We start from the raw sequence: 26,408 nt of genomic DNA on the forward strand, positions 1-26,408 counted from the left end.
GCACTCCTCTCACAAACTACAAATTTACCAGAATGTTACCCACCGGCAGGAGCGCGCGTCCTATCCCAGTAACTCCCATAATATTGCTCATACGTCATATCATCTGCAGTATCATTGGGCGTCCCATTTATATCAATTCGCTCGCCATTTCTGAAAGATTCGCCGATTTGCGCTGAAGCGGTATCCCAATTTATCTGACCAGCCTGATATGCGTCATATGTCGCATTATAAGATGCCACATTGGCGGGATTTGCAGGAATATTCAAACTTACTCCCTGCGCTGAAAGTTCTCTTTGGACAGCGATGGAATAGATTGTTGCTTCACCTTCAGTAGCCAGACCCATATTAATTGCTGATGCTCGATCTTTAACTGTATTCCACTCCCCATCAAAGAGGGTATGCCCCAATTCATGCGTCAATTGGGATGCAGTATCGCTTGGACTAGCATAGATTTTAACATATACAGTCCCGCCACCCGTGGCAGCAGGATCCGTACGAGAATACGTATCAGTAGCCACTATGTTAAAACCCTTCGCCTGCGCCAACTGAACCAGCCCTTCCAGGGTTGCTGACTTATTAACTATGACGTCGACCTCTGCGCCTAGTTCCGTCGTCGTATTCTTGTCCGTTGGATTCGGAAGTCCGCCGCCGCCAGTGCCGGGAGGCGTGATCGGCCCCGGCTGCTCAACTGGCGGTGAAGGAGGAATAGTCGGAGGCGGACTCGGAGGTGGACTCGTAGGTGGGTTAACCACAATTGGTGGAATCTCAGTGGGCGGCTCGCTTGGATCGACGTCCGCAGCGGCCGCTGCACCTGCCACTAGGAACAGCTCTTCGTTTGTCAATTCTCTCATTACAGCGCTCCATCCTGTGAGTAGATTTTTTTCCTGATCGTTTTTTCTATTGAATGTTCCATATCTCTTTTTCCTTTGAACTTATTTTGATAAGCGTTGTAACTCCTCATTTTTGACTGGACTTCTCAGCCGTTTCCCCGGCCTCGTCCTGTTCAAATTTGCTGGGCTGCTCTTTGATCAAAGGCCTTAGGATCCCACCCACAAAGAGATAGTGCATATCGCACATCCGAGAGATGTTCTTGTCGTGCGTCACGATGACTGTGGTCGCGCCGATGCTCCTGATGTTCTTCATCAGCTGTATACCCATCTGCTCATCAACCCCAGTCGTTGGCTCATCCATCAACAACAACTTGGTGCGCCTGTAAAAGGCTCTGGCCAAGAAGATCCGTTGTTTTTGACCGCCTGACAGCGTATTTCCCAAGTCGCCGACTCTGGTGTTGAAGCCCATTGGCATGCGCTGAATATCGTCGTGGATACATGCCAATTTCGCAGCCTGCACGAGACGCTCTTGGTCAATGTGCTCATCGAACATGGAGATGTTTTCCGACAGCGTTCCCGATAACAGATTGTCTCCCTGCATGACGATGCTGACCTTGCTCCGGTAGCTCGACTTACCGACCTTGCGCAGATCCTCTCCATTGACTAAGAAGTCCCCGACTTGAAGATCTTCAAGCCCCGCCAGAACGCGGATGAGTGTGGTCTTACCCACGCCTGAGTTCCCGACAATTGCAATCACTTGGCCTGACGGGGCCCTGAGCTGCAAGGCGCTCATGATCCACTTGTCGGTGGACGAGTAGCGGAAGTAGCCGTTAGCAATGGCAATAGCTGGCGCAGCATCCTCCAGCGCGCCGTTGCCATGCAGAAACGACTCAGGCTCGCTGTGCGTGATGTCTGAAATGCGTTCTGTGTGCAAACGAAGCAGCCGGAGCTGCATCAAGTAGTCGGCCAAGTTGATGCTGCGTTGGCTGAACTGGGTCGCATAGATCAAAAAGACCGTCAGCACCCCGAGCGTCATATCCCCACTGAGCACCAACCGGGTGCCTTCCCAGATCACAAAGATGCGGCACAGGCCTTGGATGAGAAGCTGGACAGAATCGAACCCAATGCGGATGCGTTCGGCCCCGATGGTCGCATTTGTCGCTTTCGCGCTGTAGTTCGTGAAGCGCGACGCCCAGAGCGCTGACTTGTTGAACAGCTTGATGGGCTGGATGCTTCGGACCGTTTCGTAGAGCAAGCTTTGTCGGCGTGCATCAATGTTGATCTGATCAAGGTTGGCTTCTTTCAGTTTGGCGTAGTAGGCGTAGCGCGAACCCACATAGGCAATGGTGAAAGCCAACAAGGCGAAGGCAAGCGGCGCGTCGTAGCTCATCAAGAGCAACAACATGAGGAAAGACATCACCCCATCGATGACCGCTTCCATCATCTTCGTCGTGAGTGACTGTTGGATGGAGTAGATCGACTGGAAGCGGCTTGAAATATCCCCGGTGTGCCGCTTTACGAAATACGACTGGGGTAGCGACACCAGGTGACGGAACAAGTTGCTGCTCCACCGTAAGCCAGTGGTCGAAGAGATCCACAGCAAGGTCCACTTCCTGGCAACGGTCAAGACGAGCTGGACCAGGAGCACGATCGAAAAGCCGATCGCCAATGTGGTGACCAGACCATCGTCCTTGACGCTGAGCACCTGATCCATGGTCAGTCTCAGATATTGCGGCGCAATCAGCGCACAGCCTTCCAAGAAGAGCGCCAAGATGCCCACACCCCAGAACGCGGGCACCAGGGACCGAAGCGAGCCTGCCAGATCGCGAAGCGACACCGATGGCACGCTCTTTATCTTCTTGAAGGCCGGACCCGGATGCGCCTCCAACGCAATGCCGCTAAAAAGCTCATCGAACTCATCGAGCTTGATTTTTTTGACGCCTGTTGCGGGATCGCTGATGTGCACATGCCCGCCCCGCACAGCCGTCAACACGACAAAGTGCCCGTGGTGTAGGTGGACCATGCAAGGCAACGACAGCTTGGGCAGTTCGTAAAGCTCCAAGCGAAGCGGACGCGTCGTGAGTCCGTTGGCGTCAGCGATTTCAATCAGCGAAGCGAGCGTTGCCCCACTGGTTGACACCGTAAAGCGGTTGCGAAGCTCCCCGAGGCTCGTTTCATGGCCGTAGTAGGAGAGCAGCATCGCAATGCAGGCCAGGCCGCACTCACTCGACTCCGTCTGACGGATATGCGGCACACGGCGCTTCGAGGAGAACACCAGGCTTGGTTCAGCAGAGCGATCCGTCTCGGCATCGCCATTGGCTGATGGCGTCAAGACGTCCTTCATCGCTTTTCACCCGTCAAGCGTGATCCCATGGTTTGGAAGGGATCAAACATCCACTCCCAGATCTTGCGGCCCTCCAAGATCAGTTCCGCGTCCACTTCCATCCCCGGCAGAAAGGACTTCGCTTCTTGGGCGACTCTGATGGTTTGAGAAGGCAAGGCCACCTTGGCGGTGTAAACCGGTTCGGTGGGTGACTGGCGACCATAGCGGCGCTCCAACTCACCGAGCGGACTTGTTTGCGTCGACAGCGATGCGATGCGCCCCTGGATGGCGCCATATTTTGCTTTCGGGAATGCGGCGATGTTGAGCAGCACCTCGGTGCCGACATTCACATGTCCGATGGCCCTGGAAGGAATAAGAATTTCAGCTTCGAACACCGACTCGCTTGGGGTGATGGACGCGATGATCGAGTCGGTGCCAATGCGCTGACCTTGGGATGCATAGATTGCTGCAACGGTGCCGCTCAAGGGTGAAGTGATGGTTTGCAGCCGGTCGGACTTGGCTCTGGCCACTTGATCTTCGATCGTGGACTTCTCACGCTCGATCTCACTCGCTTGTCTGCTGGCGGTTGTCTTTATCTCGGTGATTTCACCCAGCAATGCGGCACGCTGATTACGAAGTGTGGACTGCTGCGCGCGGGCATCCTGGATCTCCGCTTCTGCATCCAAGAGAGCATTTTCGTAGGTGAGGTAGGTGTATTTGGACACATACTTCTCAGCAAGCAGCGGCTCAATGGTCTTCAAGAGTTCTTTGTTCTTGGCGTATTTCTTTTCCAAGATTGAGATCTTGCGAGCGACTTCCTGCATCGCGCCGGTCGTTTCTTCGACTTGACGCGTCAGTTCCCGCTCGCGCTGGCCAGAAAAGTCATGCGTCTGTAATTGCTCCTTGGTCAGCTCTTCTGATCGGGTGAGCGCACGCTTGATCGTCTCATCGGACAAAGAGCGACCCGCTTCGTCGGTGATGTCGGCTGACAGCTCCGCAAGCACTTGGCCCTTCTTGACCAAGGCATTGGGCTTCAATGTCGTCGACAGGATGAGGCCAGGCGTTCCACTGCGGATATCCACTCGCCCATGCGTCGAAATGATCTGGCCCGACACGTGCTCCCGCTTGGAGTAAGACGCGGTCAGAACAAACGTGGCCAGCAAGAGGAAAAGCACACAGCCACAGCCAATCCAGATCCGGATAGACGAGGGAAACGCATCTTTTAGGTCGCCGAGTGTGGAAGTTGTCTCCGGCCCCTTTCGCTTGCGAAAGAGCGGTTGTTCTGCGTCATCCGTCTGACCTGACTCGCTATCCATAGCACCTACACTTCGAGATCTACTGCACAACTTGCGTAAGTTGAGGCTACCCGCGCAGACATTAAAATTACATTTGCATTTTGTTGATCTGGCGTTGGCATTGGCGCCAAACCTAAGGTTGCAAGCCCAACACTATTGCTTTTTCAGCAACCAAGGTTTGCGTCAAGCGAAGGTGCGTTGCGCAAAGCGCAGCCGCACATTGCGGAGTCGGAACACGGCGGATAGCGCACAAAACGCGTCAACATCAACTTAGAGCACGTGCTGCTCCCAATTGTTATCACGCCGATCCTAGGCTTCCACCACATCAGCCACCGCCCCCATCACCACTGGACGTGTCTGACATCATTTGCTGTTGAGAGCGAGCGGCCATCGTCATCACGGGGCCAGTTGGGCTCTTGTCGATCTCTTCGCGCTCCCGCTGGAACTGCACCATCTCCTGCGCCCGTTGCTGATCCAATGCTTCCGTCTTCTGCAAGGTGTCATTGATTCCAGGCGATGGCGTGTTGAGCGCGACTTCCGAGTGGAAACCCGGCGTTTTGCCAAACACAAATGCGACATCATCTTGGACGGTCACTTTCCGGAGTTCATCCGCGCGCTCGATCCCTGACTCTTTGACGGCATGCAGCACTTCGGCCGTTTTCTCAACGGATGTGCCCCTGGGGAGCTGCGCCTGGATGGCAGAGAACAACGCGTAATCCCGATGATCAGAGGGAAACGCCTGCTGAGCGGCATCTTGGAGGGGCCTTGCTTGCTCAACCCGATCCTCATCGTGTTCGTGTGCGTTAGAGCGGGCAGTTGCACCACCAAAGCTAGGCAATGACGTATAGGAGGATGACGTGCTCTCAGGCAAGACGATCTGTGCCGGCGCATCGCTCTGTGTTGGGATTGTCGGCGACGACGCCTGCATTGCCTCTTGCTGCTCTGCCTGCAATGGAACAGCAGATGGCGCATCGTTCTGTGGCATGACTACTCGGGCTTGCTGCTCACCGCCCTGCTCCACCGCCGCATTCGCCGATGCCGGCGCTGCAGGTTTCAAGGCATCTCGGCGCGCGTGTTGTGTCTGGGACAATGCAGCATCCAGGTCTGGGCCGGCAACGCCCGTTGCCGGCAACCTTTGGTCTTGCTGGAACTGCCTCACGGCATGCTCGGTCTCTGGACCATAGTGCCCGTCTTGCGGCACGGCCTGGCCGTTCGGACCACGGGCATCCACTTGCTGCAAGCGATACTGCAAGAACTCGACCTCCTGCCCTCGATCGCCGAGGCGCAGCCCTTCCACCTCACTTGATGCCGGCGGCTGCGTCGGCACAGTGGCCTGAGTAGGCGCTTGATCGGCAGAGGTCGAAGCGGATGATGCGGGCCCGGCACTCGGCGCAGACGCGCTCGCCGCCGTTGGAACCCATGCCTCCGCCTTAGGCTGGACTGCGCCGGCTGTCGGGGGTGCGGCAACCTCAGGCGCTTGGGTCTCTTGTGGTTTGCGTTGTTGGACAGGTTCGGGCTTCGGCTCGGCAGGCTTGGCGACCGGGCGCGCGTCTTCTGGCAGAGGCGCGTTGACGGGGACAGGCATCACGACCGGAGCAGGTGTGCCGGCCTCTGCTACAGCAGGCTGCTCAGCAGCGCGTGCAACGTCTCTATCCCTCTGCGCATCAATGGCTGCCTGAGGCCCTTGGGTTTCATCCACATGCGGAGCGGTGACCGTCGTTGCGGCGAAGCTTGCGACCTGTTGCGCTTCTTGCGTGGAAACACCCTGCCGATTGGCCTCGCGCAACGCCTGCTCGTAGGCATCGCGCTCTTGTGGCGATTGCGCATCAATGCGCAGGTCTGGTGCACCGGACGAAGGGAATTGTTCTTGCCGAAGTGACTGCACCTCGCCGAGTGCCTGATGGATGTCGGCGGTGCTGGTGGTTGCTGCGACGCGCACCAGACCATCAGCACCACGGCTCAGATGCTGGATGGGGCTGTCCACCGAATATTGGCCGGTCGCATCACGCTCCAACGCCAAAGAGCTGGTCGCGGCATCAATCCCGTTTGCCTCACGGGTTTTTTGCACCGCAAGCTGGATCGCGCCTGCAGTCTGGGCATTGGGCGCAACGCCATAGGCGGCATAGGTCGCTTCGGTATTGGCCTGGTCTTGCTGCTGTGGCGTTGGCGTTGGCCTTGCAGGCATCTGTGCCAACGCCTGCGCGTGCTGCTCCAATGCCGGTTGCAAGCGTTCGCGCGTTGCGTTGAGTTCCAACGGGACATTGCCTTCGGCAGCAACGCCGTCATGGCGCCACTGACCTTGCGTATCGCGCTGATACTGCTTGCCGTCCGAGGCTTGCAACGAGTCCGGGTTCAAGGCTGTTTGCACGGCCGCTGGCACGGGGCCGAAGTCCCCCCAACCATTGCGCTGATACGCAGCTTGATAGGTTGCTGCAATTGCGGCCGGACCTCGGGCGATGTTGGCGTCAACCACCTGGGCTGCTTGCTGGTCCAACGCGGCATTGCGCTCAGGGCTTGCTGGATCCACCGTCCAGATGGGCCGATCGTTCCGATCGACGTCGTCGGCGACCATCCGAGACCACTGGCCACTTGCCGGATCATGCCGCCAATCCCGTGCGTAAAGATGCGCAGCATCTGTCTCACTGGATGGCTGCACATAAGGATTACTGGGTTGCACCTTGCCAAGCGCTTGCTCGGTCGCTTCGCCACTGGCGTGATAGTTCAGCTCGCGCGCTTTTTCGGGCAGCGCGAACATGCCCTGCTTCTGTGGCGTATCCACGCCATCGTCTTGCAAGTCGGCTTTTTCTTGGCGAAGCCACTGGCTGCCGTTGAACTCCCAGCTCACGCCCTGCTTATCGGTCTGTGTATAGATCTGGCGGTTGTCCCAGAGCGTCACGGCCTTGTCGGCAGCAGCACTGAACAGATAACCATCGGCCACCACCAGCGCGACAGGGCCTGCACCGGTTGTGCCAACAATGGCAGCGGCAGCGGCGCCGCCCGCCCAGCCGCCCGCGCCTCGGGCAGCAAAGTGCAACGCTTCTGAGCGTGCAGCAGTGAGGTTGTCTTGTGCCAACAGCGTGCCAACACGCTCTCCGGTCTGCGACGCATCGTAGGCGGTCGCGGCAACACCCAAGCCCGCAAGCCCTGCTGTCATCCCGGCGCGACGCAGGCCTGGGATCTCCGGCTCCGGCACAGGCACGCGTGCAGGCGGAGCCCCTGGCCGCACGAGTTCATCAATAGTGGCGATGCCTTCCAGCCGGCTGTTCACGCCGTCACTGACGTGCAGCTCGGCGTGCTCAGCGAGCAATTTGGCTTGGAGAGCAGGATCGGATCTGGGGACTTCTTGCACGTGTTCCGGCAGATCACGGTGCCAATCGAATTGTTTTTGCCAAGCCTCTCGAAGATGCTCTGTGAAAGCCGGATCTCTAAGCCGCGCGTTGCGCGCTTCTTCCATCGCTTGGCCAGGCATGCGTGCATCGGTGCGGCTGTCGTAAAGCTCGGTGCCCTCACGATTGAAGATGCGGATGGGCACGTTGTTGACTGCATGGATCGTGTCTAAACTACTCGGAATTCTGCTATAGATTGCATCACGCGCGCCCTCAGGCACATAACGACCATAGCCCTCCCTGTCGATATTCGCCGTAAATCGGCTGTCGACACCATGCTCGCTTTCTAGCTTAGGTGACGCAACGGCGCGGACCTCAACTTCATAACCATTGTCTTGAAGACCTTTAATGAGCGTCTTCGATGCCCATTCCCCATTTGCCAAGGTTGTATCGAAGATTATATTTTTCTTTGAAGAGGTAGCTTCCGCTAAAAGTTCATCGGCCCATTGACTTGCGTCGGAATGAGTCCGACTTGACCAAGAGAACGGATTTTCATGCCGAAACTCATCTATCCTTGGATGATATCTGCGAAGCTCGTCAGGATCGATCTTTATGGAATCACCATGCAAATCGCTGCTTGCCGCTCGCGCTAAACTGCCTTTACCAGCTCCAGGCTGGCCCGCCAGAATGATTGCCCTAGGACTTTCATAACTTGAGAGTCCCTCAAAATTCAGGTCAGCTAGAATTTGCTTCCTGAAAATATCTTCGTGCTGTCCCAGATCAAGCGGGTCTTGAATTCCGTTCATGACTGCCGATTTCCGCGTGCTTCAAAGTAGGCAAACATGTTGCTGCCTTTCCAGTTGTGACTGAACCCCGCAGGCCCAAGCTGCCTACGCTTTTTCTCGGCCGCCTCCAATTTTACCGGATCACCGTCCTCCTCAGCTTCCCTAAGCTCCCTGTTGACCTCACCCAAGATGGAATCCAAGCAATCTTCTAGGTTCCATATTGCAATTTCAAGAGGAGGAGTGACCAATGACGGACTATCCACCGACTCTTTGAGGGCCGATTTCAATCTATCCATATATTCAGGGTATTCCTGAAAAATTTTCTGCAACCCTTCGGGAACGGGAGGATATTCGTCAATCGAGCCAGATGAAGGAGAATTTTCCTGTGTCATTTGAACATCCTGATCGGTGCGCTGGCTTTGACCATTGGGATACTTCGAACTTGGGAAGCCAAAATAATCCATCAAGTTCTGCCCCTTCCATGCGCCCTTAGCGGCGCTGTGAAGCATAAGCAGATGCGTTGACCTCGCTAGTGCGATTGCCTCTTGGTCAACTGTTTGCTCCGCAATGCGTAGCTTTTCGCGTGACTCGTCAATGAAAGTATCGATACAGCCCTCGATCGCCCAGATCGCAAACTCCAACGGAGGGGTGATCGGCGATGGCTTATCGACCGACTCTTGGAGGGCGCTTTCCAACCGCGCGATGTGATCGGGGTAATCCTTGAAGCTTTCGCGCAAGCCTTGTGGCACTGGCGGTCGTTTGCCGACCGAATCAGGGGAAGAATCGTTGGTCTGAGTCATAAGAGCATCCTGATTGAGGCCTTGCATTGGACGTGGAAAATTGGGCTTACGCTTAGGTTTTTCTACGGATGCACTTGGTTGCAATTGCCCCAACTGCTGCACAGTGCGCGCATTGATTAATGCCAGGTCGCGCAGCAGCTGTTGACTGTGGCTGCCATCAGCCTTCAATCGACTTTGAGGCTTATTGGAAGGTGTGCTATCGCTCATGCAAGCGCCATCTGTAAGGCTTCAATCTTCACCTTCGGCAACAAGCGCTTGGTGAAGTAGGCATCTTCGTAATACTTGATCTTCTCGCAGAGCACAGGGCTTGGGATGCCTTCATAGAGGAAGACCTCCTTATCAAACCCCATCGCCTTCAACTCCTGCGGCAGCATCAAGGCGCGGCGCTGCTCGGTTTCTGAATAAGACACGCTGCTTTGCTTGCCACTGGTGTGCGACTTGTTCTTCTTGCGCACCGTGGTGTAGCCGAGCATATCCGAGTAGTCGTTGGCGTCTTGCTGCTCGCGTGGGGCGTAGACGATTTGCAAGGCATGGTTGGTGATGATCGTTCGCGAGACATCCTTGCCATAGGTCGCATCCAGCTGCGCCATGCTCTGGATGATCGGCAGCAAGCGGATGTTGTAGCCGGCCATGTAGCTCACCGCGCTTGCAATGATGTCGACCCGGCCGATGGACGTGAATTCGTCCATGAGTAGCAAGCACTGGTGTTTGAGCGCTGGGTTGTTCTGCGGCAGCTCTTTGGTGTTGAGGTTGATGAGCTGACTAAACAGCAGGTTGATCAACAAGCGGCTTTCGGCAAGCTTGTTCGGCTGGATACCGATGTAGATGCTCATCTTCTTCTTGCGCACATCAGTCAACAAGAAGTCATTGCCGCTGGTGGCCGCATCCAGGATCGGATTGATGAACTGGTTGAGCGGTTCCTTAAACGTGCCCATGATCGAGGCGAAGGTCTCTTCGGCTTGCGAGAGCAAATTGTCGAACGCTGTCTTGGCGTCGCGGCCCAGGAACTCGCGCTGCGAGAGCTTTTTGAGGTAGCCCTTCAAGTCGCTCCCATCGCCAGATGACACGCGATAGAGCATCCCAAGGGTTGGGAACATCCAGGTCTCTTTCGGGTGCTTGCGCTTGATCTGATCGTCCAAGCTATCGAACAAATAGAGCGTAAACGCCATGAACGCGTTGCGCGCTTGGCTCACCCAGAACTTCTGGGCGTCGGAGCCATCTGGGTAGAGCATGGCCGCAACACTCATCAGATCCGACACACGAAATGCGGGATCGGGCGAGATGTAGCTCAGTGGATTCCAACGGTGGGTGCGCCCGTCTTCCGCGAATGGGTTAAACAGGAACACCTCTTGACCCTGGCTCTTGCGCCAACCCGAGGTCAGATCAAAGTTCTCCTGCTTGATGTCCAGAACCACCACCGAGCCTTGGTAGTCGAGCAGATTGGGAATGACGATGCCCACGCCCTTACCGGAACGCGTGGGCGCGGCCAGGATCACAAACTGCTGACCAGGCAGGCGCACCAACTTGCCGCCGTGCTTGCCGACCACGATGCCGGTTGGCGACGGTTTGAGCATGTCCTTCTTGGCCAGATCACTGCCCGAAGCAAAGCGCGCGTCGCCATGCAAGGCGGCGGCCTTTGGCTTGAACAGTGGAATCAGCAGTGCGAACCAGGCCAGGAGCGGCACGCCGAAGCCGAGGGCACCAACCAGCTTGATCTTGGTGGCATAGGGAGCGAACTGGGGAAGGTCGAGGGCTTTGACGTAAGACCAATAGGTGCCGACGCTAAGCGGCCCAGCCACCTTCAACAGCATCAGGATCAACTGACCGGAGAGGTAGATGCCTGCGGTGAGGGCAAGAAGCAAGAGCACGATGGCGACGCTGAGCTTGGTCTTGCCGGTCATGACGCGCTGCCTTCCATCTGTGATCCCTGGCTTGTTTGAAAACGACCGTCCGCTCGCAAGATTACAGGATCACACCGCACGTTCAGATCGGATGGGTGTTGGCATCCGTTTAGGAATTGTCTGACGGGAAGCATGCCAAGACAGCAACGGGACCTTTCGCACCATGGACTAGGCGGGCCGCTGCGCTGGGCTGAGCCGCAATTTTGCGACGTCCTTCGCTGCTCCCCGAGTGAGAGCTTGTCCGTCGCCTAGGTTGTTCGGCCTACTCTTTTTCGGCCTTCGAAGGAGACGATGCGGCGAGTGCCGACAAGTGTTTCGCCAGCTCTTCCTGCTGACCCTCGGGCAGCTGGCGCACCAGCTCGATGATCTGACCAAGACGATCAGACTCGGCGACCAGGGAACTGAGGGACACACCAAGTGCATCGGCCAGATCCAAGGCAGTCTTGAGATCTGGGACATGCGTGCCCGTTTCGTAGCGGCTGATGCGAGCCTGAGCGATGCGACTCTCCAATCCAAGAGCGACACCCAAGTCCTGTTGCACAAGGCCAATTGCTAGGCGGCGCGCTTTAAGCCGCGCAGCGAACAACGACAGGATGTCAGGTTGGGGGGTGCTCATCCCTACAAGGATGAACGTGAGTTACGCGCCTTGCAAAAATTCGTTGAACGAATCATTCGTTGAACGCATACTGACGTTGCCCCGGCACGCTGTCAACTGCAACGGGGCCGATGCCTGAGGCGGCCATGCCCGCCTTAAACGGCTATGCATCTGTGCCAATCCGTTTGCTCTCGCTTATCCAAGGATTCCTATGTCCAAAGCTCGCTTTGCCATCATCGGCACGTTGATCGTCTCTCTAGTGGCTTGCTCTGGCGGCGGCCCCGCTGAGACTGAGCGGGAGCACGCTTTTTTGCAGTTCGTCAAAGCGAACAGCAATGAAGAGGCGCGCATCGAAGACTTCGAGAGTAACCAGTGCACGAAGGCGGAAGGTGCGCCCAGCTACACCTGTGACGTAAGTGCCAAGGTTGAAGCCATGGAGCGGGACTTTGGTCATCTAATGGATGGGGTCTACACCTTCACCAAGGTGGGCGGCACTTGGAAGATCACCGGCCGCGTCCAATAGCCATGCGTCTGCAACCCACGATGGTCCCATTCTGTTCTCAGGAGTTCACATGACCGTTAGCACGTTTCTCATCTTGCTTGCCCTGGGCACAGCGGTGCTGGTCGCCGTTGCCGTCAATCGGGCTGACCGATTGCGCAACCAGCGGGAGGTCTTTGGTCGGGAGTTTGATCGCTTCTATTTTGGACGACAAGGAGCTTTGGCGATCTCGATTGAGCGGTCGCGGTTGAAGATTCGTGTCGGCAGGACAGTGAAGATCTACCCGTTGATGGATGTTCGCTCTTGGGAGAAGCACTGGCACAACTCAAGGCGGGAAGGAACGATCACGGTCAGCGTTCGAGATGTGGATCATCCAGTCTGGACGATCAAGTTCGGCAACGAGCGCGAGATGAACCAGTGGTATGAGATCTTGAATCAGGCGATCAATGAGGGCGAGAAGCTCTGACCGACTTCTGTGCAGCCATGACGTCGCCGCCTTGACGATTAGTGATTCTCTGATACGAATCATGGCATGAACCAGAACTCAAAAATCTATAACAGAGCATTGAAGGCCAGTTCGTCGCTTGACAGCGACGAGCTGCATTTCCGCGAGGAGCTTCTGACGCATTGCGTTGAAGAATTCCTGGAGAAGGGCTTCGGCCTAGATCCTCACCTTGAACAAGCGCTCGACGGATACCGAGCTGGCCGCTACGACATGCCTGCATTGCAGCGCGAGATCATGCGGCCCTATCTACATTGACGTATCCGAGGCCGCCTCGCCCGCTTGACCGTCCGTCCTGACCTCACCGCCTGGGTTCTGGGGCGCGAGCACTTCATTGGCGCTGAGAGCAAGACGTCTGTCTGCAAACGCTCGCTCCGCACTGTGCCCTTCCGGAACATCCATGAGCACCCCGCCAGACCGATAACGGTTGAGCAATGATGCAAAACCCGCTTCGCCTTCGACTAGTGCTGAACTATCAGCTCGCATGGCCTGTGTTGGCGTTGTCACTGGATGAGGCTCATCTACTCTGGCTTGAACACCTGCCTTCGACAGATGAGCATTGATCTGAGTGGCGACCATTGCCCGGACCCACTCCACCTCAGTCCGTCCATTAATGGGTCCATCCAGTTCGCGCGTCTTGGCAGCTAGACCTTCGAGGGTCATCTTCCGTGTAGTGGCAAGCAATTGCGCATAGAAGTGCCGTGGATCGCCTTGGACAGGCGCGTGTGAGCTTGCCTGGATCGCAAAGCCATACCGATCCACCAAGCGGTGAGCTAAGTCGTCGACGAGATCCCAGCGCCGCGCATCGTTCAGCTCATGCGGGAGCGAAACGCAGAAGTTCCGACACAGCGTGCTGTCCTTGCGCTTCTCGGCAGCCTCTGCCGCCGTCCAAAGCGCCTGAGGATCATCGGCCCAGGCCGGAGAACCCGTTGGAACAAAACATCGAGTTCTGAGCACGCCCCGGCGCGCGCGATAGTCGTGAAGCCTTCCGTTGGGCTCAGTGAGAAGCATCGCGCCCCGATACGCTGCGGCAGCAATAGCGGATTGATTTTTAGAACGACTGAAAGTTTTGACGCGAACATGAAAGATAGCCATGTGGGACCAAAGAGTGAAGGTCACTCCTGTATGACCTCAAGTTTCTCCCCCAGCAAGAGCAAAAAAGTATAAAAACCGCGCCACAATCGAATGCCTAAAGAGTGATGGTTTTTAAGCCCCGCGACCATCGTTTATATTAAGTTCATTTTCAATGAATGTGAATTAAAATCTGCGAATATCTTCTCCAACGCCTAATCTTGCTCTTATAATAAAATATAATAAGACAGCCTTTAGGCGTCTATTTTCCAAAAATAAACACTATGAAAAGTTGACTAGTGATGAAACCCGGAAGCGCGCGAAAGCGCCACCCCATAAAGGTTTAGCTCAATTAACCTAATTAACTTTTAAAATGCTCTTGCCACTTATTCGACTCAATCATTAAGACACCGAGGCGTCGACTAAATCCATTATTTCGTTTTTTTTATTCTTGACAGCTTAAAGACTGACGTTATCGCTGGATCATCTTCAACCCAAAGGAAAGTCGATGACTCCAACGCAAAACCAACCGCCCGTTGTCCCTCTCATCAATGATGGCGAACAACTTCACTTCAAATCGATTCAAGTCGGAAAGACGCAATTTAACGACGTTACCGTTCGCGGACGACAAGCCGCAATCCAATTGAGCGGAATGCTACAAAGTGCCTGGCAAACTTTCTGTGCATCTCGCACTCGCCGTCCTCGATCACGCTATCCAGAAGCACTTCCCACAGGATCACCTGCCCGGCTGCTCTCTGTGGAGATCGCGGATTACCTCAAAGACATGGCGCGCCGTGATCTGCAGGACACCACGATCAACTCTGCCGCTCGATCCCTCAAAATTTTACGCCTGACCTGTGGAGATGTGCCTGTTTCACAGATCGACCATCAACACATTCACCAGATGTGGGATGTCTTGCGTTGGGCACCACCGGGCCTGACCAGCAACCCACGGTTTGAGTCCATGAGCGCCGAAGACATCATCCGCGAAGGCACAGCACTCAACGTGCCCTGCCCCGCAAGCGCCACGACCGAGCTGCATCGCCGAATGGTGACAAGCTTCTTCAATGCGTTGCTCAAAACGAAAGCTGTTGCGCACTCGCCGATGGCAGCGTTCAAGCCCAAGAAGCCATCACTCCTCACCAACACCACAACGCCATCCAGGCTCCTGTCGTCCAGTGATATTCAGAAGATCTTCGATCCTGCGACATTCAATGCCTGGGCATCTAAGTTCCCTCATCGCTGGTGGGGACCGATCTTAGGCCTTTACACGGGGGCACGTATCAATGAGGTCGCGCAACTGAAAGTTGCCGACATCATCTTGGAACACGGTCAATGGTGCATGGCTATCCGAATGACAGCAGACGACGATCTCGCCCAGTCCAACGGTGCTCAGACTCGCCAACGCCTCAAAGGCAAGAGCGCAATCCGCAAGATCCCGTTGCATCCTGAGGTGATCAATGCCGGCTTCTTGGACTTCGTTGCCGACATCAAGGCCTGTGGCCATCCCAGACTGTTCCCGCACTTGTCTGCTGGCAAGAACAAGAAAAGCGGCGCGAGCAACTGCCGGTATAGCCAAGGGCTTTTGAACCAATTCAGCGACTACCTCAAAGATCTTGGCTTTGCCAAAGGCATCGGTTTCCATGGCTTCCGACACACCCTGGCCACGGCGCTTCATGCGGCAGGCATCACGCCTCAGGACATTGCTTTGCTCACGGGACATTCGCTGGTTAAGAGCGTGCCAGTGCTGCAAGACCACTACATCCATAAGTCCTCTGGCAATGTCATGCAAAGACAACTTGCAGCACTATCACTCTATCAGCCGAGCGTTCAATTGCCGGTGTATCAGCAGGGCCAGTTCAAAGAGAAGCTGCGTAAGGGCGCGAAGATGTATCCCTAAGACGAGCCATGTTGGCTTGCAACGCCATGCTGCACAGATGCGGCATGGCTTGGGATCTTGTTCGAATCAGTGACGACCACACGCACCATTACGTCTTCTTCCATCAACATCCCAACCAGGAGGGGAAAATTGATCGGCGGCCCTTGAACCATTAAGCAATTGAAGAAATAGGAATAAACATTGGCGAAGGCGACGGTGCCGCGTTTCCATTAAGCAAATGGAAACCAAGGCTTGTGTAAAAATTGACGGCACCGGGGTCAGCATCTAAATACATGCCAAAGCTGCCAATTTGCCTTGCAGCATTTTTTGTCAATTCAAGTGCATGCTTCATAAGCATGGATCCGTATTTTTTGCCTTGATAACCCTTATCTACCCCTAACATGATCAGCCGGGAGCAAGGGATAGCATTAGGAAGGGAGCCTGAATATATTGACTCCGGCAACACTTTAATATGATGTTGAGCAATCGTGTAGAAGCCTATGAACTTATCTGACTCACTAGCATCAGTTAGAACATAAGCGACACTCAGACTCTTTCTAACCTGCTGCTTCAGGCTATTCTTTACGAAGTTATTGATTACCTCGACCCCGCAATCAAACTTCTTTTGTAGAGCGTAGGTGACATCGGGATCAAAATGCGAAAGTTGAACTGTCACTTCTGACGCAACGGCAAATCGGGAAGATCCATGAGTTGCCGCATTGCGGCGGTGGGACGTTGAGGGTTAGCCAGCAACTGACTCAGCGCCGCTTGTCCTTCCTGATTGAGCGTGATCGTTGAATGCTCATTAATAACCCGACGAGCTTGCTCTACCGCCGATCCAAGAACAAACGATGTGAGGTCAAGCCCATTCAACGCCGCAGCTTGGCTAAGCAATTCCTTCATAGCACTACTAGTTTTGAACTCCATGCGGGCATCACGGAGATTGAAGGCGGTGGTTGCCACGGTGACACCTAATTTTCAGTGGTTAGGCAAACTATACGGACATTGTCCGTATCTGTCAAGCCTATATTGGGGTCGACTTCTCAACGCTGATATGCCTTCGCCTGTCCCGGCAAGCTCCCAATTCTTTTCTAGAAGCTAAAAAGCATCCCAGCTGTCGTGCTTGCTCAGCGCTAAGGCAAAAGCCGATGCGATCAAGCCCGCGCCAGCTCGGCCTTTTCCCAGGGATTGGCTTCCATGGGCTTCCACAATACATTGAACACGGAGCTACACGCCGCAGGAGTCACACCTTCGGACATAGCGCTAATCACTGTGCATACGCCTGCAAAATCCGCGCCGGTCCTGCAAACGCACTACATTCACCAAGCACCGATGCATGTCTTAGCAAGCACAATCGCTGCTATAAGGAAGTTCAAGCCAAGCGTCGCTTAGCCTCGCTATGTGCCAGGTCAGTTCGCCAGCTAATTCAACAAGCGCACGAAGGTCTATTCCTAGGTCACCAAGAGACACTTTCTGCGTGCTCTTAGAAGCTTGTCAGTGTGGCAGCCTCACTCGAAGCGGCTTTACATCCCCCTCATCGCCCAGAAACTTGGTCAAGTCTTCTGGGATCCCCAACGTCCGAGACCCCAATACAGCGCACCACTGGCCAACAAGTAAGGAATTAGCACCAAGAGCGAGGCCGTCAACATCCATTCGAATTTGCTGAGTGAGTCAACTGCCCGCTCCCATCGCTCCGGCTTAGCCGCTTTTCGACTGGCATCTGCACGATGCTCCTGCATCAGCAGGTCCGAGCGCATGGCCCAGTAGACCTCACGCTTGATGATCTCCTGTTCTCTTTGCTGAGGCGTCGGCCAAACAACCTGTGTGTAGCTCCACTTCGCCTCGTCGCAATACCACACCACCTCTGGGTCTTTGCGTTGCATGGCCCCGATGCAATCATCAATGGCGCTGAGTGCACGAAAACGAAAAGCATCCTCAATTGCCCAACTCTGTTCGGCACTTCGCTGGGAATTGCGACTGTCAATTTCGGCCATCAGGAGCTTGACAAAGATAGATGAGCCAACGCATATCAAGATGCCCATGAGCATCATGAAGCTAATGCGCCGCCACACGGTTTTTCTGCTCTGACCAAGCAATTGGCAAAACAGAGCGAAGCTCGTCTTGGATACTTCCGCAATCAGATCGGTTGCACTCATTACAGCACCAGGGCCACGGCGTGCTATCTGGTCACCCACCCTACGCAAACGCAAACGCCCGCCTGCCATTCCGCGACGAAGGACACAATTCCGCCCACTCTCGATGAGCTGGCTAGAAGCGTGGTTGGGAATTGGCTCTAAAACCCGCACAGAAAACTCGCAAAAATGCCGACGGACTGATTTAACAAAATCCTCGTTTGGCGAAAAACTCGCTAGAAGCTTGACGATGAACGCCGCAGTTACGAAGCTAGGCCTATTCTGCACCTGAGCCCACGGATGAGCCGCCCGCACCTATCTAAGTCCATCGACCAGCTCGAAGAGCTTTACGCTGCATCCCTTTCCGACGAGGCCACGCTTGCAGAACTCGCGGAGGAACTTGGCTTTCGCCGAACTCCGCGTGCCAAGGAGCTTGCTACGGAGGTGGTCAATGCCTTGAATCGCTACCAGGCACAGGACCGGGCTGACCGCGCGCACAACCAGGCGCCGCCTGCGCCACGCCACGCCCCAACCGAGTCAATGCGTTCTCGTCCTGAGCCGGGCGATACGGCAGAGCATCCGGCTGGGCCCACCATCCCCCCGCCTGACCTCGAACCAGTGAACTACACCAATCGCGCTCCCGACATTCTGGATGCTTGGTCGGCTCTGGAAGTGTTGTCTCCTACGACCTTCAAGCGACGCGCAGAACTTGCGAGCAACATCGCGCAAAATATCGTCTCGATTGGACCAGGACTGCCTTGGGATAGCAGCTCAGCCCGCTCCAAGCCGAACTTCAAGGTCTACTTTCATATCATCCTGGGAACACTTGCAGCCGAGCCCGCTTTCAGCAAGCTTCTAACGCGCTTTCAAGATGCACGCCCCAACCCACCCAACATCAAAGGCGAAGTCGTTCTGGCGTCGATCTTGGTCGACAAAGATGGGCTTCTGGCTGGCGAAATGCCGGTGTCCCTCTCGGCGTTCGGCTGGGGCCTACCTGTGGCGCTTGGCGGCTCATTGCAAAGCTTGGCAGCTTGGACACAGGAGGAAGGACGCCTGATTGAAGGTCTGACCAAGCAGCTCCGACCCGACCCAAGTGAGACGGATACACCGATCGCCTACGCCACAATCCAAAAGGCGTTCTCTTGGCTGGTGCAAACCCTCGGACTCCCTGCCGAGCTGGTACAGGGCCCGCAATTTGCCGTCGCTGCCTACATAGGCTTTCGTAGCAGCCTCGTCCCGGACCCGCTCCTGCTCAACAGCTTCTTCTTGCGCGATCTGGCCCGAGCCAAGGATCGCGCAATGCGTCAGGCGCTTCCACCCGCATTAGCGCGCTTCTTAGGCCAGACGAAGCCCTCAGAACGCCATGATCTTTTGCATGATCCCCAAGCGCTCGACCAAGCGCTGTCACCCGCTACTACGCCCTTGGGCCGCTGGATCACCCCACCCAACCAGCGTCCTGCGCTCTTGCAGCAAGCGGCGGTAAACATCGCCTCACAGTTGCCTAAGACGAGCCCCTTGCTGGGCGTTAATGGTCCTCCTGGCACGGGCAAGAGCACGCTACTGCGCGATGTTGTGGCCGATCAGCTGACGCGTCGGGCTAAGGCCATGTGCGCCTTCAATGATCCAAATAAGGCGTTCAAGACCGCATGGAGTAAACGCATCCGAGGCGAAAACCATGAGCTTTTTGCTCTTGATCCGTCGCTTCGTGGTTTCGAAATGGTCGTAGCAAGCTCGAACAACAAAGCAGTCGAGAACATCAGCGAAGAGATCCCGGCTCTCAAATCAATTGCGTCCGGGAGCACGCTTCGCTACTTCGAACCGTTAGCAACCCAGCTGCTTGGAAAAAACGCCTGGGGTCTTTCGGCAGCTGTCCTAGGAAACGGCGCCAATCGCTCACGCTTTCGAAAGGCGTTTTGGACCGAGTCGCATCTCTCATTCAAGACCTACCTGGAACGCGTCAGTGGTATCACGCCGCGCCAAGAAGCCGACCCCGAGGGCTTAGCTGATCTTTGCCAAGCTCCGGCCAATCCAGCTGAGGCGATGGCTCGTTGGCAGCAAACAAAACAGAATTTCCAAACCCGCTCAGCGCAAGTGAGCAAGCGCTTGGCGGAATTGGAGGCACTGCGGCAGGCGCTGAGTGCACTGCCCTCTCTTCGGCAGCGCGAAGAACACGCCTCGCGGCAAAGAGCCGATGCTGAGCAAAGCGCTTCCACAACGATGGAGACTTGGCAGACAGCACAATCGATATCAACCAACGCCAGGAGCCAGCTTGAAGGCAGCCGGGAAGCACTTAGCCAACATGAGCGGGATCGTCCTGGTTTGTTCGCCTTGAAACGCCTGTTTGGTTCGATCAGCGTCAAGCAGTGGGAGGCCGCACATACACCCCTCGCTCGCGAGCATGATCAAGCACAAGTTGCCTATCGGAAATTAAAGTCCGAAGAAGATGCCGCCCTCCAAGCGTCTGAGCAGGCGCGAAAAGCCGCCCATGATACCGCCGCATCTCACGTCACAGCAAAGGATGCGCTGGACAAGGCCCTTGCTCGATGCGCAAGCATTCAAGTGGGCGACGGCGCTTGCGTGCTTGATGCGAGCTTCCACGATCTTGAGCACGGCGCCAAGAATTTGGCGTTGCCTTGGCTGGATCGCGATCTTCAAACCCAGCGTTCTGAGCTGTTTGAAGCGGCAATGGATGTCCACCGCGCCTTTATCGATGCGGCAGCCTTACCACTCCTTCGCAACTTGAATGGGCTTGTCGGCAGCAACTTCAAGCTTGGCACCGATCGCAAGCAACTGGCAGCAGACCTATGGGCGAGCTTGTTCCTTGTGGTGCCAGTCATTTCCACTGCTTTTGCATCAGTCGAACGTATGCTCAACCAGCTTCCTGATGAGAGCCTAGGTTGGTTGCTCGTCGATGAAGCTGGCCAAGCAACGCCTCAGTCGACCGTTGGTGCACTCCTTCGAACCAAGCACGCGCTCATTGTGGGCGATCCATTGCAGGTAGAGCCCGTGGTCCCGCTGCCGCCCGTGCTCACGCAAGCAGTGATGCGCGAGTTCAAGGTCGATCCGGATCGCTTTGCTGCTCCCAACGCTTCTGCCCAAACGCTTGCTGACGATGGAAGCTTGCACTGCGCGCGCTTTGAAACCACCTCAGGTTCTCGCGCGGTTGGCGCGCCTCTTTTGGTGCATAGGCGTTGTGCCTCGCCGATGTTCGATATTTCCAACCGGGTTGCTTACAACAACCTCATGGTTCAAGCCAAAGTGCCTGACGCTTCGCTCATCCGGGATGTCTTGGGGCCTTCGCGCTGGATCGATATTCGCGGAAGTGGGCGCGATAAGTATTCGCCTGAGGAAGGCGAGCAGGTGATCGCGCTCTTGCGTTTGTTGCAGACGGCTAGCATCGCTCCTGACCTCTATGTCGTCACACCGTTTGTCGTCGTGCAAGACGAGCTTCGGGAACTCGTTCGTCGCTCAGGCTTGCTTACCGGTTGGGTGGATAGCCCTTACGAGTGGACCAAAGAGCGCATTGGCACTGTGCACACTGTCCAAGGTCGCGAGGCCCAGGCTGTGATCTTCGTGCTGGGCGCTCCGCAAGCTGCCCAGCATGGTGCGCGCGGCTGGGCTGGATCGACGCCGAACCTCCTCAATGTCGCGGTCACGCGTGCTAAGGAGGCCGTCTATGTGATTGGCAACCGATCGCTTTGGTCAGGAGCCGGCCATTTCGCGATGCTCGATCAAATGCTTTAATAAGGACAGCTACACATCAGGACGGCTTCCTTGCCTAGCTTTTGTGAAGAATTGGGTGTCCCGCAATCCGCCACCACTTGCCATCAGCCTCCACCTCGAAAGCTATACTAGAAACTTCCCTCGCTGAAATATTTGCTCCCTACCCGTTCGACATCTTCCCCACCTAACCGCGCTACTCAGGAGAACACGTGGCGGGAAACGCTCAATTCATTGATGCCGAGTCAACCTCTGGCTGGCTCGCTCAGTTCCTGCCCGATGAGCAAATCATATGGGTTAAGATGCTTCGTCGCATGCTTTTGGTTTCAAGCGATGAGTTCGCCCATGGGATCCACAACTTAGTATTAGCGCGCTTAGCAGAACTCCCGGGGCTGGCCCCCATTGGTCTCTATGCCGAGCGAGAGGTCCGCAAGAACTGGAAGACGAAGGTTGCTCTACCGCTTTTTAAGCAGACCCAGGGCAAAGTCAGAAGCGCAACCTCGACCTTTCGAGCCATTGACCCTGTGCTGACTTGGGTGCCAGAAGTGGGCAGTGAGGGAATCATCGCCCAGCTGGTTACTGAGCTTTGCCGCGTGGACCCAAAGTTCCTTAATCATCCTAATCCTCGCCAAATTCGAAGCAAGCAGATGCGCCGTTTCATTGTCCTAACCGACTTCATCGGAAGCGGTGAGCGCATGGAGCATTTCTTGAACGCTGCTTGGGCGACTTGGTCCATGCGAAGCTGGCACTCATCCAGAGCGCGAAAAGGAATCACCTTTGAGGTGATCGCCTACTCAGCAACCGAAGCCGGCAGACAACGCATTGAAGCGCACAAGTGCAGTCCCAAGATCTCGTTGGTAGCACCCTGCCCGACGATTGGTTCTTCTTTCCCAGAAAGCGAGGCTAACGAAATTCGTCAACTCTGCATTGATCGAGATCCCGGCGATCATGACGCTGTTAAGTCCTTGGGGTATGGAGGAACGGGTGCACTTATCGCATTTGCGCATGGTGCGCCGAATAATGTGCCGCGTATCCTCACAGAACCATCCAAACGAAAGCCTATCCAGATTCCGTTATTCCCCAAGCGCGCCACGGCCGTTACCAGATCTACATTTTCCAGCATCCTGGCCACAAAAGCCGATATCGATGAGGCATTGACGAGAATAGGGCGCGAGCGTCTTGCCCAGTCGGGCTTTGCTTCCGGGCTTCCGCTTCAAACAGCCAAGCGCCTCTTGGTGCTTGCAGCTTTAACTTCACGGCAGAGGCAGATCGAAGTCATCGCCGGACGCACCAACCTGACGATCCCTGAGGTCGAGTCCGCCATAGATGCATTGTCGACGCTTAAATGGATCACACCCCAGCGCCGTCTTACCGACGAGGGCCAACGAGAGCTTCGCAAACATCGTCCTTCCAAGCAGAAGCCGACCATTCCCTTAGAACCGCAAAGGGATTACTATCCAAAGCAGTTGAGGGCGCCAGTTTAGATCTCTAGCGTTAAGGCAGTTCCCGAGCGCAGCTTACTGCGTCTCTCTGAAACAGCTCCCGCTTGCTGCTGACGCATCACGCCTCCTGCCGCTTCGCGGGCGTGTCGGGGTCTCACCTCAGGATGCGTGATACCTCACCAAGAGCAGGTCAAAGTAGATGTCAGACTGGCGTCCTCAACACTATCGAAAAAACGCTCCGGCAGGCTCTCCCGCCAGCACGATCGACGCAGCGCTCGAAGTCGCATCGATCACAAGCACAGCTAATAGCAGGCTTCCACCTATTTTTTCGCTCCGACATCTGGCGCACTACACCTCGATCAACTACAACATCCTCCGTGCGGCGATTTCGCGCTCTGGACCTGAACCCTATCGATCTTTCCGTATTCGAAAGCGCACCGAAAAAAGTAGCGAGCGCTATCGTCACATCAGTGTTCCGAGCCATGCGCTTATGTGCGTGCAACGCTGGATTAATCAGCGCATCTTGCAGCAGTGTCAAGTCGACGATGCGAGCACAGCCTTTGCTAAAGACTCCAAGCTGATTGAGGCAGCGACGATTCATTGTAAAAGTCGCTGGCTAGTTAAAATTGATGTGCGCAACTTCTTCGACTCGATCAATGAGATCAGTATCTATCGCGTATTCAATAGCCTTGGGTATCAGCCTCTTGTTGCCTTTGAGCTTGCTCGGCTTTGCACCAGAAAGAGCGCTCGTCATAGCAAAAATTGGCTGAACTTCCGACCTGAGACCCGTGATGTTTGGGCGGCACCCGATGATGAGGGCAAAGCGTGGTCGTCGGATATGGTTATTAAAAGTTATGACGCGCTTCACCAAGGCTATTTGCCACAGGGTGCACCGACAAGCCCCATGCTATCGAACTTGGCCATGAGGTCCTTCGACGAGAAGGTGCGTGATCTAGCGTTGAAACGTGGCTTTTTCTACACCCGCTACGCCGACGACATTAGCCTCTCAACTGAGCGAACATCTTCACGCGTAACCTGCGTGGAGTTGATACGCGATGTCCATCAGTTGCTTCATGAAGAAGGACTTTCGCCCAACTTCGCTAAGACCAAGATTGTGCCACCTGGCGCGAAGAAGATCGTGCTCGGACTTCTGGTAAATGGTGAGAAGCCACGCCTGACGCGAGAATTCAGACTGTGCCTGAGGCAGCACCTCCATTTTCTAGAAAAGCCCAATGGCCCCGTCGAGCACGCCGCAAAACGAAAATTCGCCTCAGTTTCCGGCCTTCGCCACCACCTATTGGGCTTGGCCGCTTATGCTGCACAAATCGAGCCTGAGTATGGACAAGATATCCAACAGCGCCTGAGGAACATCCCTTGGCCATCGTGAGTGGAGCCCCCATAGCACCGAAGACGCGGAAGTATTCATGCATCCCGACTGATGCGGAGATCAGCGCCTTCACAGGCATGCATTGTGCGCGCTTGTATACCCAAGCGCTTGCACAAAGCTGGCATTGTCCATCGTGTGGCCGACACATCCAACAGCTCATCCGCTGGACTGAGATCAAAGGTCCTTCATGGCGTGCCAGATTCGGTGACGCGCATGGCATGGGGTTTACGATTACATTGACCCAACATCATTGTCACGGTAAGGGCCGCTTTGCTGAAACTCTCATATGCGGCGACTGCAACTCAGCTGATGGCGCTGTCAAGCGCAAGCTTCGTCTTCCAGCAAGTTGGTCCTTCTCGCCACAGGAGATCGGCCAATTTGTGACAGTGACGCCTCATAGCGGCCGGACCACTATTGACTACACTAAAGCGCATAATATTTACGATTTCGCGACTATGCGCGACCCTCTAGGGAAGCTCTAAACAACTCCTTCGCGAGCTTACGATCGAAAGTCGAGGCAATTTCATCTCGCGCAAGTGCTTGATTTCCTGCATTGGTAGTCGCCACGATCAACCTAAATCCCAAGTCTGCTTGCATCTTCGGGCGCCGTCACGTGGCGATTGGGAGATACGGAGAGCAAGTCCTTAGAAGCAACGGAGTGAGGATGCCGATGACATCCAGGCGTCTTTCTACAGCACTCGCTTACAAGCGTGCGCTGCGAGATGAATTCTTCGCTGATGAACTTACCGCCTCGCTCTGCGCAACTCTCTTGCGCTCGTTGGATTCAAGCTCTCGATGCTGTTTGGCTGCATCGACTCTGGCAATCGCTTCATCAAGCTTGGCTTCAACCTCTTCATCTGCGATCAGGTCCCGCACATGATCTAAGTTCACTCGGCGGACCAGAACATCTGCCACTTCATCGTGACCCTTTCGAAGTGCTGCAACCAAGCCGTCTTCCGGATAGCAGGCCTTGTTCGCGAACTCCAAAACCGACTTGACGATTGATGCATTGCCATTGGCTGCCGCAGTGATCATGGCCTGCTGGCCAAAGTCACGAGGCGCATGGCCTGTTCTGACGATTGCCCAGAGCAACGTCCGCACCAGCTGTTCATAGCCTTTCGCAACAGCAACATTCAGCCCTAACGAGAATGTGTCTTCTGGGTCAGGAAGACCGGCTTCGATCAGGAATTCAACGACTTCGACATGATTTTTTTCGGCCGCCGCAGCAAGGCCATGCTGCGCACATTGGATCTTGGATGAGAAAGGCAACAAATGCTTGACCACTTCCAAGTGACCTCCCCGACAAGCGGCGATCAGCGCTCGACTGTCCTGGGCTTTAGCATCTGAAAAAAGGACCAACTGGAAGACCACATCAGCGTGGCCGTTGCGCGCGGCTTCAAACAAGGCTTGGGAGTCGCCTTGCAACGGGTTGCAATCCTTGAGCAGGAGCTTGACGCACTCCACATGGCCATGTCTCGCCGCCAAGCAGAGCGCAGCATCATCTGTGGCATCGCAAAGCGGAATAAGCTTTTTGACAAGCTCGGCTTTCCCCAATTTGGCAGCGGTCTTCAAGGGCTCGCTTTCCCACGAGGGCTTTAACAGCGGCAAGAGCTTTTCGGCGACAGCCTCCTGATCGATGTTGATCGCCTCAACGATGGCCACGCGAGCGGCCTCATCGACATCAGGCTGTGCCCTGCATAGCTTGACCGCTTCCGCTGCGTTATTGGACTGGATGGCCTTCTTTATTTTTTGTTTGAATGTTATTTTCATACCCGCCTCTCTTATCAAGGTAGGGCAGATCGGCTTTCCGTCAAGCAGTGCGGCATCTGATTGGCGACAGATCGCCTCCAACTCTGATTTATAGAGGAAGCGTCCCACCTTGAACACATGTAGTTAATCCTATGTTCCTTCTGAGTGCAAG

The 26,408-nt window shown here is 55.4% G+C and carries 18 protein-coding genes and 1 pseudogene; 7 read left to right on the plus strand and 12 right to left on the minus strand.

The features are described from left to right. Positions 1-35: 35 nt before the first annotated feature. The 7 genes and pseudogenes from AC1PLU_RS12680 to AC1PLU_RS12710 form a co-directional block, all read right to left on the minus strand. Positions 36-851 (minus strand): hypothetical protein, encoded by an 816-nt coding sequence (locus tag AC1PLU_RS12680; protein ID WP_481106407.1) that lies wholly within the window; start codon positions 849-851, stop codon positions 36-38. 106 nt (positions 852-957) lie between these two features. Continuing rightward, a complete protein-coding gene (locus AC1PLU_RS12685) occupies positions 958-3,174 on the minus strand; it encodes a peptidase domain-containing ABC transporter (RefSeq protein ID WP_481106408.1) in 2,217 nt (738 codons plus the stop codon). Then, positions 3,171-4,469, minus strand: coding sequence for an HlyD family secretion protein (locus AC1PLU_RS12690; protein ID WP_481106409.1), 1,299 nt, complete (start codon positions 4,467-4,469; stop codon positions 3,171-3,173). The genes AC1PLU_RS12685 and AC1PLU_RS12690 overlap by 4 nt, the downstream gene beginning before the upstream one ends. 304 nt (positions 4,470-4,773) lie before the next feature. After that, positions 4,774-8,580, minus strand: coding sequence for a zeta toxin family protein (locus AC1PLU_RS12695; protein ID WP_481106410.1), 3,807 nt, complete (start codon positions 8,578-8,580; stop codon positions 4,774-4,776). 503 nt (positions 8,581-9,083) lie between these two features. Next, positions 9,084-9,296 (minus strand): annotated as a pseudogene (locus AC1PLU_RS12700) (hypothetical protein); the annotation flags it as partial. Between the two features lie 266 nt (positions 9,297-9,562). Beyond that, complete coding sequence (locus AC1PLU_RS12705; RefSeq protein WP_481106411.1) at positions 9,563-11,260, minus strand: type IV secretory system conjugative DNA transfer family protein; 1,698 nt, start codon at positions 11,258-11,260, stop codon at positions 9,563-9,565. Positions 11,261-11,522: 262 nt separating this feature from the next. After that, positions 11,523-11,876: a helix-turn-helix domain-containing protein gene (locus AC1PLU_RS12710; protein ID WP_181120328.1), complete on the minus strand. Its 354-nt coding sequence runs from the start codon at positions 11,874-11,876 to the stop codon at positions 11,523-11,525. 190 nt (positions 11,877-12,066) lie between these two features. Between AC1PLU_RS12710 and AC1PLU_RS12715 the strand changes: the two genes are divergently transcribed. The 3 genes from AC1PLU_RS12715 (at position 12,067) to AC1PLU_RS12725 (ending at position 13,114) form a co-directional block, all read left to right on the plus strand. After that, positions 12,067-12,378: a hypothetical protein gene (locus AC1PLU_RS12715; protein WP_481106412.1), complete on the plus strand. Its 312-nt coding sequence runs from the start codon at positions 12,067-12,069 to the stop codon at positions 12,376-12,378. Positions 12,379-12,427: 49 nt separating this feature from the next. After that, positions 12,428-12,820, plus strand: a complete 393-nt coding sequence (locus tag AC1PLU_RS12720) for a hypothetical protein (protein ID WP_481106413.1) — start codon at positions 12,428-12,430, stop codon at positions 12,818-12,820. A gap of 66 nt (positions 12,821-12,886) precedes the next feature. Then, on the plus strand, positions 12,887-13,114 hold the full coding sequence (locus AC1PLU_RS12725) for a hypothetical protein (protein ID WP_481106414.1): 228 nt from the start codon (positions 12,887-12,889) through the stop codon (positions 13,112-13,114). On the opposite strand, the gene AC1PLU_RS12730 is transcribed toward AC1PLU_RS12725, so the two are convergent. Beyond that, entirely contained in the window at positions 13,106-13,975 is an 870-nt protein-coding gene (locus AC1PLU_RS12730; protein ID WP_481106415.1) for a MobA/MobL family protein, read from the minus strand. The genes AC1PLU_RS12725 and AC1PLU_RS12730 overlap by 9 nt on opposite strands. A gap of 460 nt (positions 13,976-14,435) precedes the next feature. On the opposite strand from AC1PLU_RS12730, the gene AC1PLU_RS12735 reads away from it, so the two are divergent. Further along, positions 14,436-15,827, plus strand: coding sequence for a site-specific integrase (locus AC1PLU_RS12735; RefSeq protein ID WP_481106416.1), 1,392 nt, complete (start codon positions 14,436-14,438; stop codon positions 15,825-15,827). A 151-nt stretch (positions 15,828-15,978) separates the two neighbouring features. On the opposite strand, the gene AC1PLU_RS12740 is transcribed toward AC1PLU_RS12735, so the two are convergent. From AC1PLU_RS12740 to AC1PLU_RS12750, 3 genes are all read right to left on the minus strand, one after another. After that, positions 15,979-16,482 carry a GNAT family N-acetyltransferase gene (locus AC1PLU_RS12740; RefSeq protein WP_011269846.1) on the minus strand — a complete coding sequence of 168 codons (504 nt, stop codon included), beginning with the start codon at positions 16,480-16,482 and terminating at the stop codon, positions 15,979-15,981. Next, positions 16,479-16,769: a type II toxin-antitoxin system TacA family antitoxin gene (locus AC1PLU_RS12745; protein ID WP_138922043.1), complete on the minus strand. Its 291-nt coding sequence runs from the start codon at positions 16,767-16,769 to the stop codon at positions 16,479-16,481. Before AC1PLU_RS12745 ends, AC1PLU_RS12740 begins: the two co-directional genes overlap by 4 nt. Positions 16,770-17,359: 590 nt before the next feature. Then, positions 17,360-17,962: a hypothetical protein gene (locus tag AC1PLU_RS12750; RefSeq protein ID WP_481106417.1), complete on the minus strand. Its 603-nt coding sequence runs from the start codon at positions 17,960-17,962 to the stop codon at positions 17,360-17,362. A 276-nt stretch (positions 17,963-18,238) separates the two neighbouring features. Between AC1PLU_RS12750 and AC1PLU_RS12755 the strand changes: the two genes are divergently transcribed. From AC1PLU_RS12755 to AC1PLU_RS12765, 3 genes are all read left to right on the plus strand, one after another. Then, complete coding sequence (locus tag AC1PLU_RS12755; protein WP_481106418.1) at positions 18,239-21,682, plus strand: DEAD/DEAH box helicase; 3,444 nt, start codon at positions 18,239-18,241, stop codon at positions 21,680-21,682. Positions 21,683-21,870: 188 nt separating this feature from the next. Then, complete coding sequence (locus AC1PLU_RS12760; RefSeq protein ID WP_011269849.1) at positions 21,871-23,142, plus strand: phosphoribosyltransferase-like protein; 1,272 nt, start codon at positions 21,871-21,873, stop codon at positions 23,140-23,142. Between the two features lie 157 nt (positions 23,143-23,299). Further along, positions 23,300-24,487, plus strand: coding sequence for a reverse transcriptase family protein (locus tag AC1PLU_RS12765; protein WP_481106419.1), 1,188 nt, complete (start codon positions 23,300-23,302; stop codon positions 24,485-24,487). Between the two features lie 702 nt (positions 24,488-25,189). Here AC1PLU_RS12765 and AC1PLU_RS12770 read toward each other — a convergent pair. Beyond that, positions 25,190-26,257, minus strand: coding sequence for an ankyrin repeat domain-containing protein (locus tag AC1PLU_RS12770; RefSeq protein ID WP_289362136.1), 1,068 nt, complete (start codon positions 26,255-26,257; stop codon positions 25,190-25,192). Positions 26,258-26,408: the final 151 nt, after the last annotated feature.

The sequence above is a fragment of the Xanthomonas sp. NCPPB 2933 genome (assembly GCF_056725225.1).

Bases quoted from the DNA above. Each gene is read 5' to 3' on its own strand.
- AC1PLU_RS12685 (WP_481106408.1), bottom strand. From the start codon at position 3,174: ATGAAGGACGTCTTGACGCCATCAGCCAATGGCGATGCCGAGACGGAT.
- AC1PLU_RS12750 (WP_481106417.1), bottom strand. From the start codon at position 17,962: ATGAGTGCAACCGATCTGATTGCGGAAGTATCCAAGACGAGCTTCGCT.
- AC1PLU_RS12770 (WP_289362136.1), bottom strand. From the start codon at position 26,257: ATGAAAATAACATTCAAACAAAAAATAAAGAAGGCCATCCAGTCCAAT.
- AC1PLU_RS12705 (WP_481106411.1), bottom strand. From the start codon at position 11,260: ATGACCGGCAAGACCAAGCTCAGCGTCGCCATCGTGCTCTTGCTTCTT.
- AC1PLU_RS12725 (WP_481106414.1), top strand. From the start codon at position 12,887: ATGAACCAGAACTCAAAAATCTATAACAGAGCATTGAAGGCCAGTTCG.
- AC1PLU_RS12690 (WP_481106409.1), bottom strand. From the start codon at position 4,469: ATGGATAGCGAGTCAGGTCAGACGGATGACGCAGAACAACCGCTCTTT.
- AC1PLU_RS12735 (WP_481106416.1), top strand. From the start codon at position 14,436: ATGACTCCAACGCAAAACCAACCGCCCGTTGTCCCTCTCATCAATGAT.
- AC1PLU_RS12680 (WP_481106407.1), bottom strand. From the start codon at position 851: ATGAGAGAATTGACAAACGAAGAGCTGTTCCTAGTGGCAGGTGCAGCG.
- AC1PLU_RS12765 (WP_481106419.1), top strand. From the start codon at position 23,300: ATGTCAGACTGGCGTCCTCAACACTATCGAAAAAACGCTCCGGCAGGC.
- AC1PLU_RS12695 (WP_481106410.1), bottom strand. From the start codon at position 8,580: ATGAACGGAATTCAAGACCCGCTTGATCTGGGACAGCACGAAGATATT.
- AC1PLU_RS12715 (WP_481106412.1), top strand. From the start codon at position 12,067: ATGTCCAAAGCTCGCTTTGCCATCATCGGCACGTTGATCGTCTCTCTA.
- AC1PLU_RS12710 (WP_181120328.1), bottom strand. From the start codon at position 11,876: ATGAGCACCCCCCAACCTGACATCCTGTCGTTGTTCGCTGCGCGGCTT.
- AC1PLU_RS12720 (WP_481106413.1), top strand. From the start codon at position 12,428: ATGACCGTTAGCACGTTTCTCATCTTGCTTGCCCTGGGCACAGCGGTG.
- AC1PLU_RS12755 (WP_481106418.1), top strand. From the start codon at position 18,239: ATGAGCCGCCCGCACCTATCTAAGTCCATCGACCAGCTCGAAGAGCTT.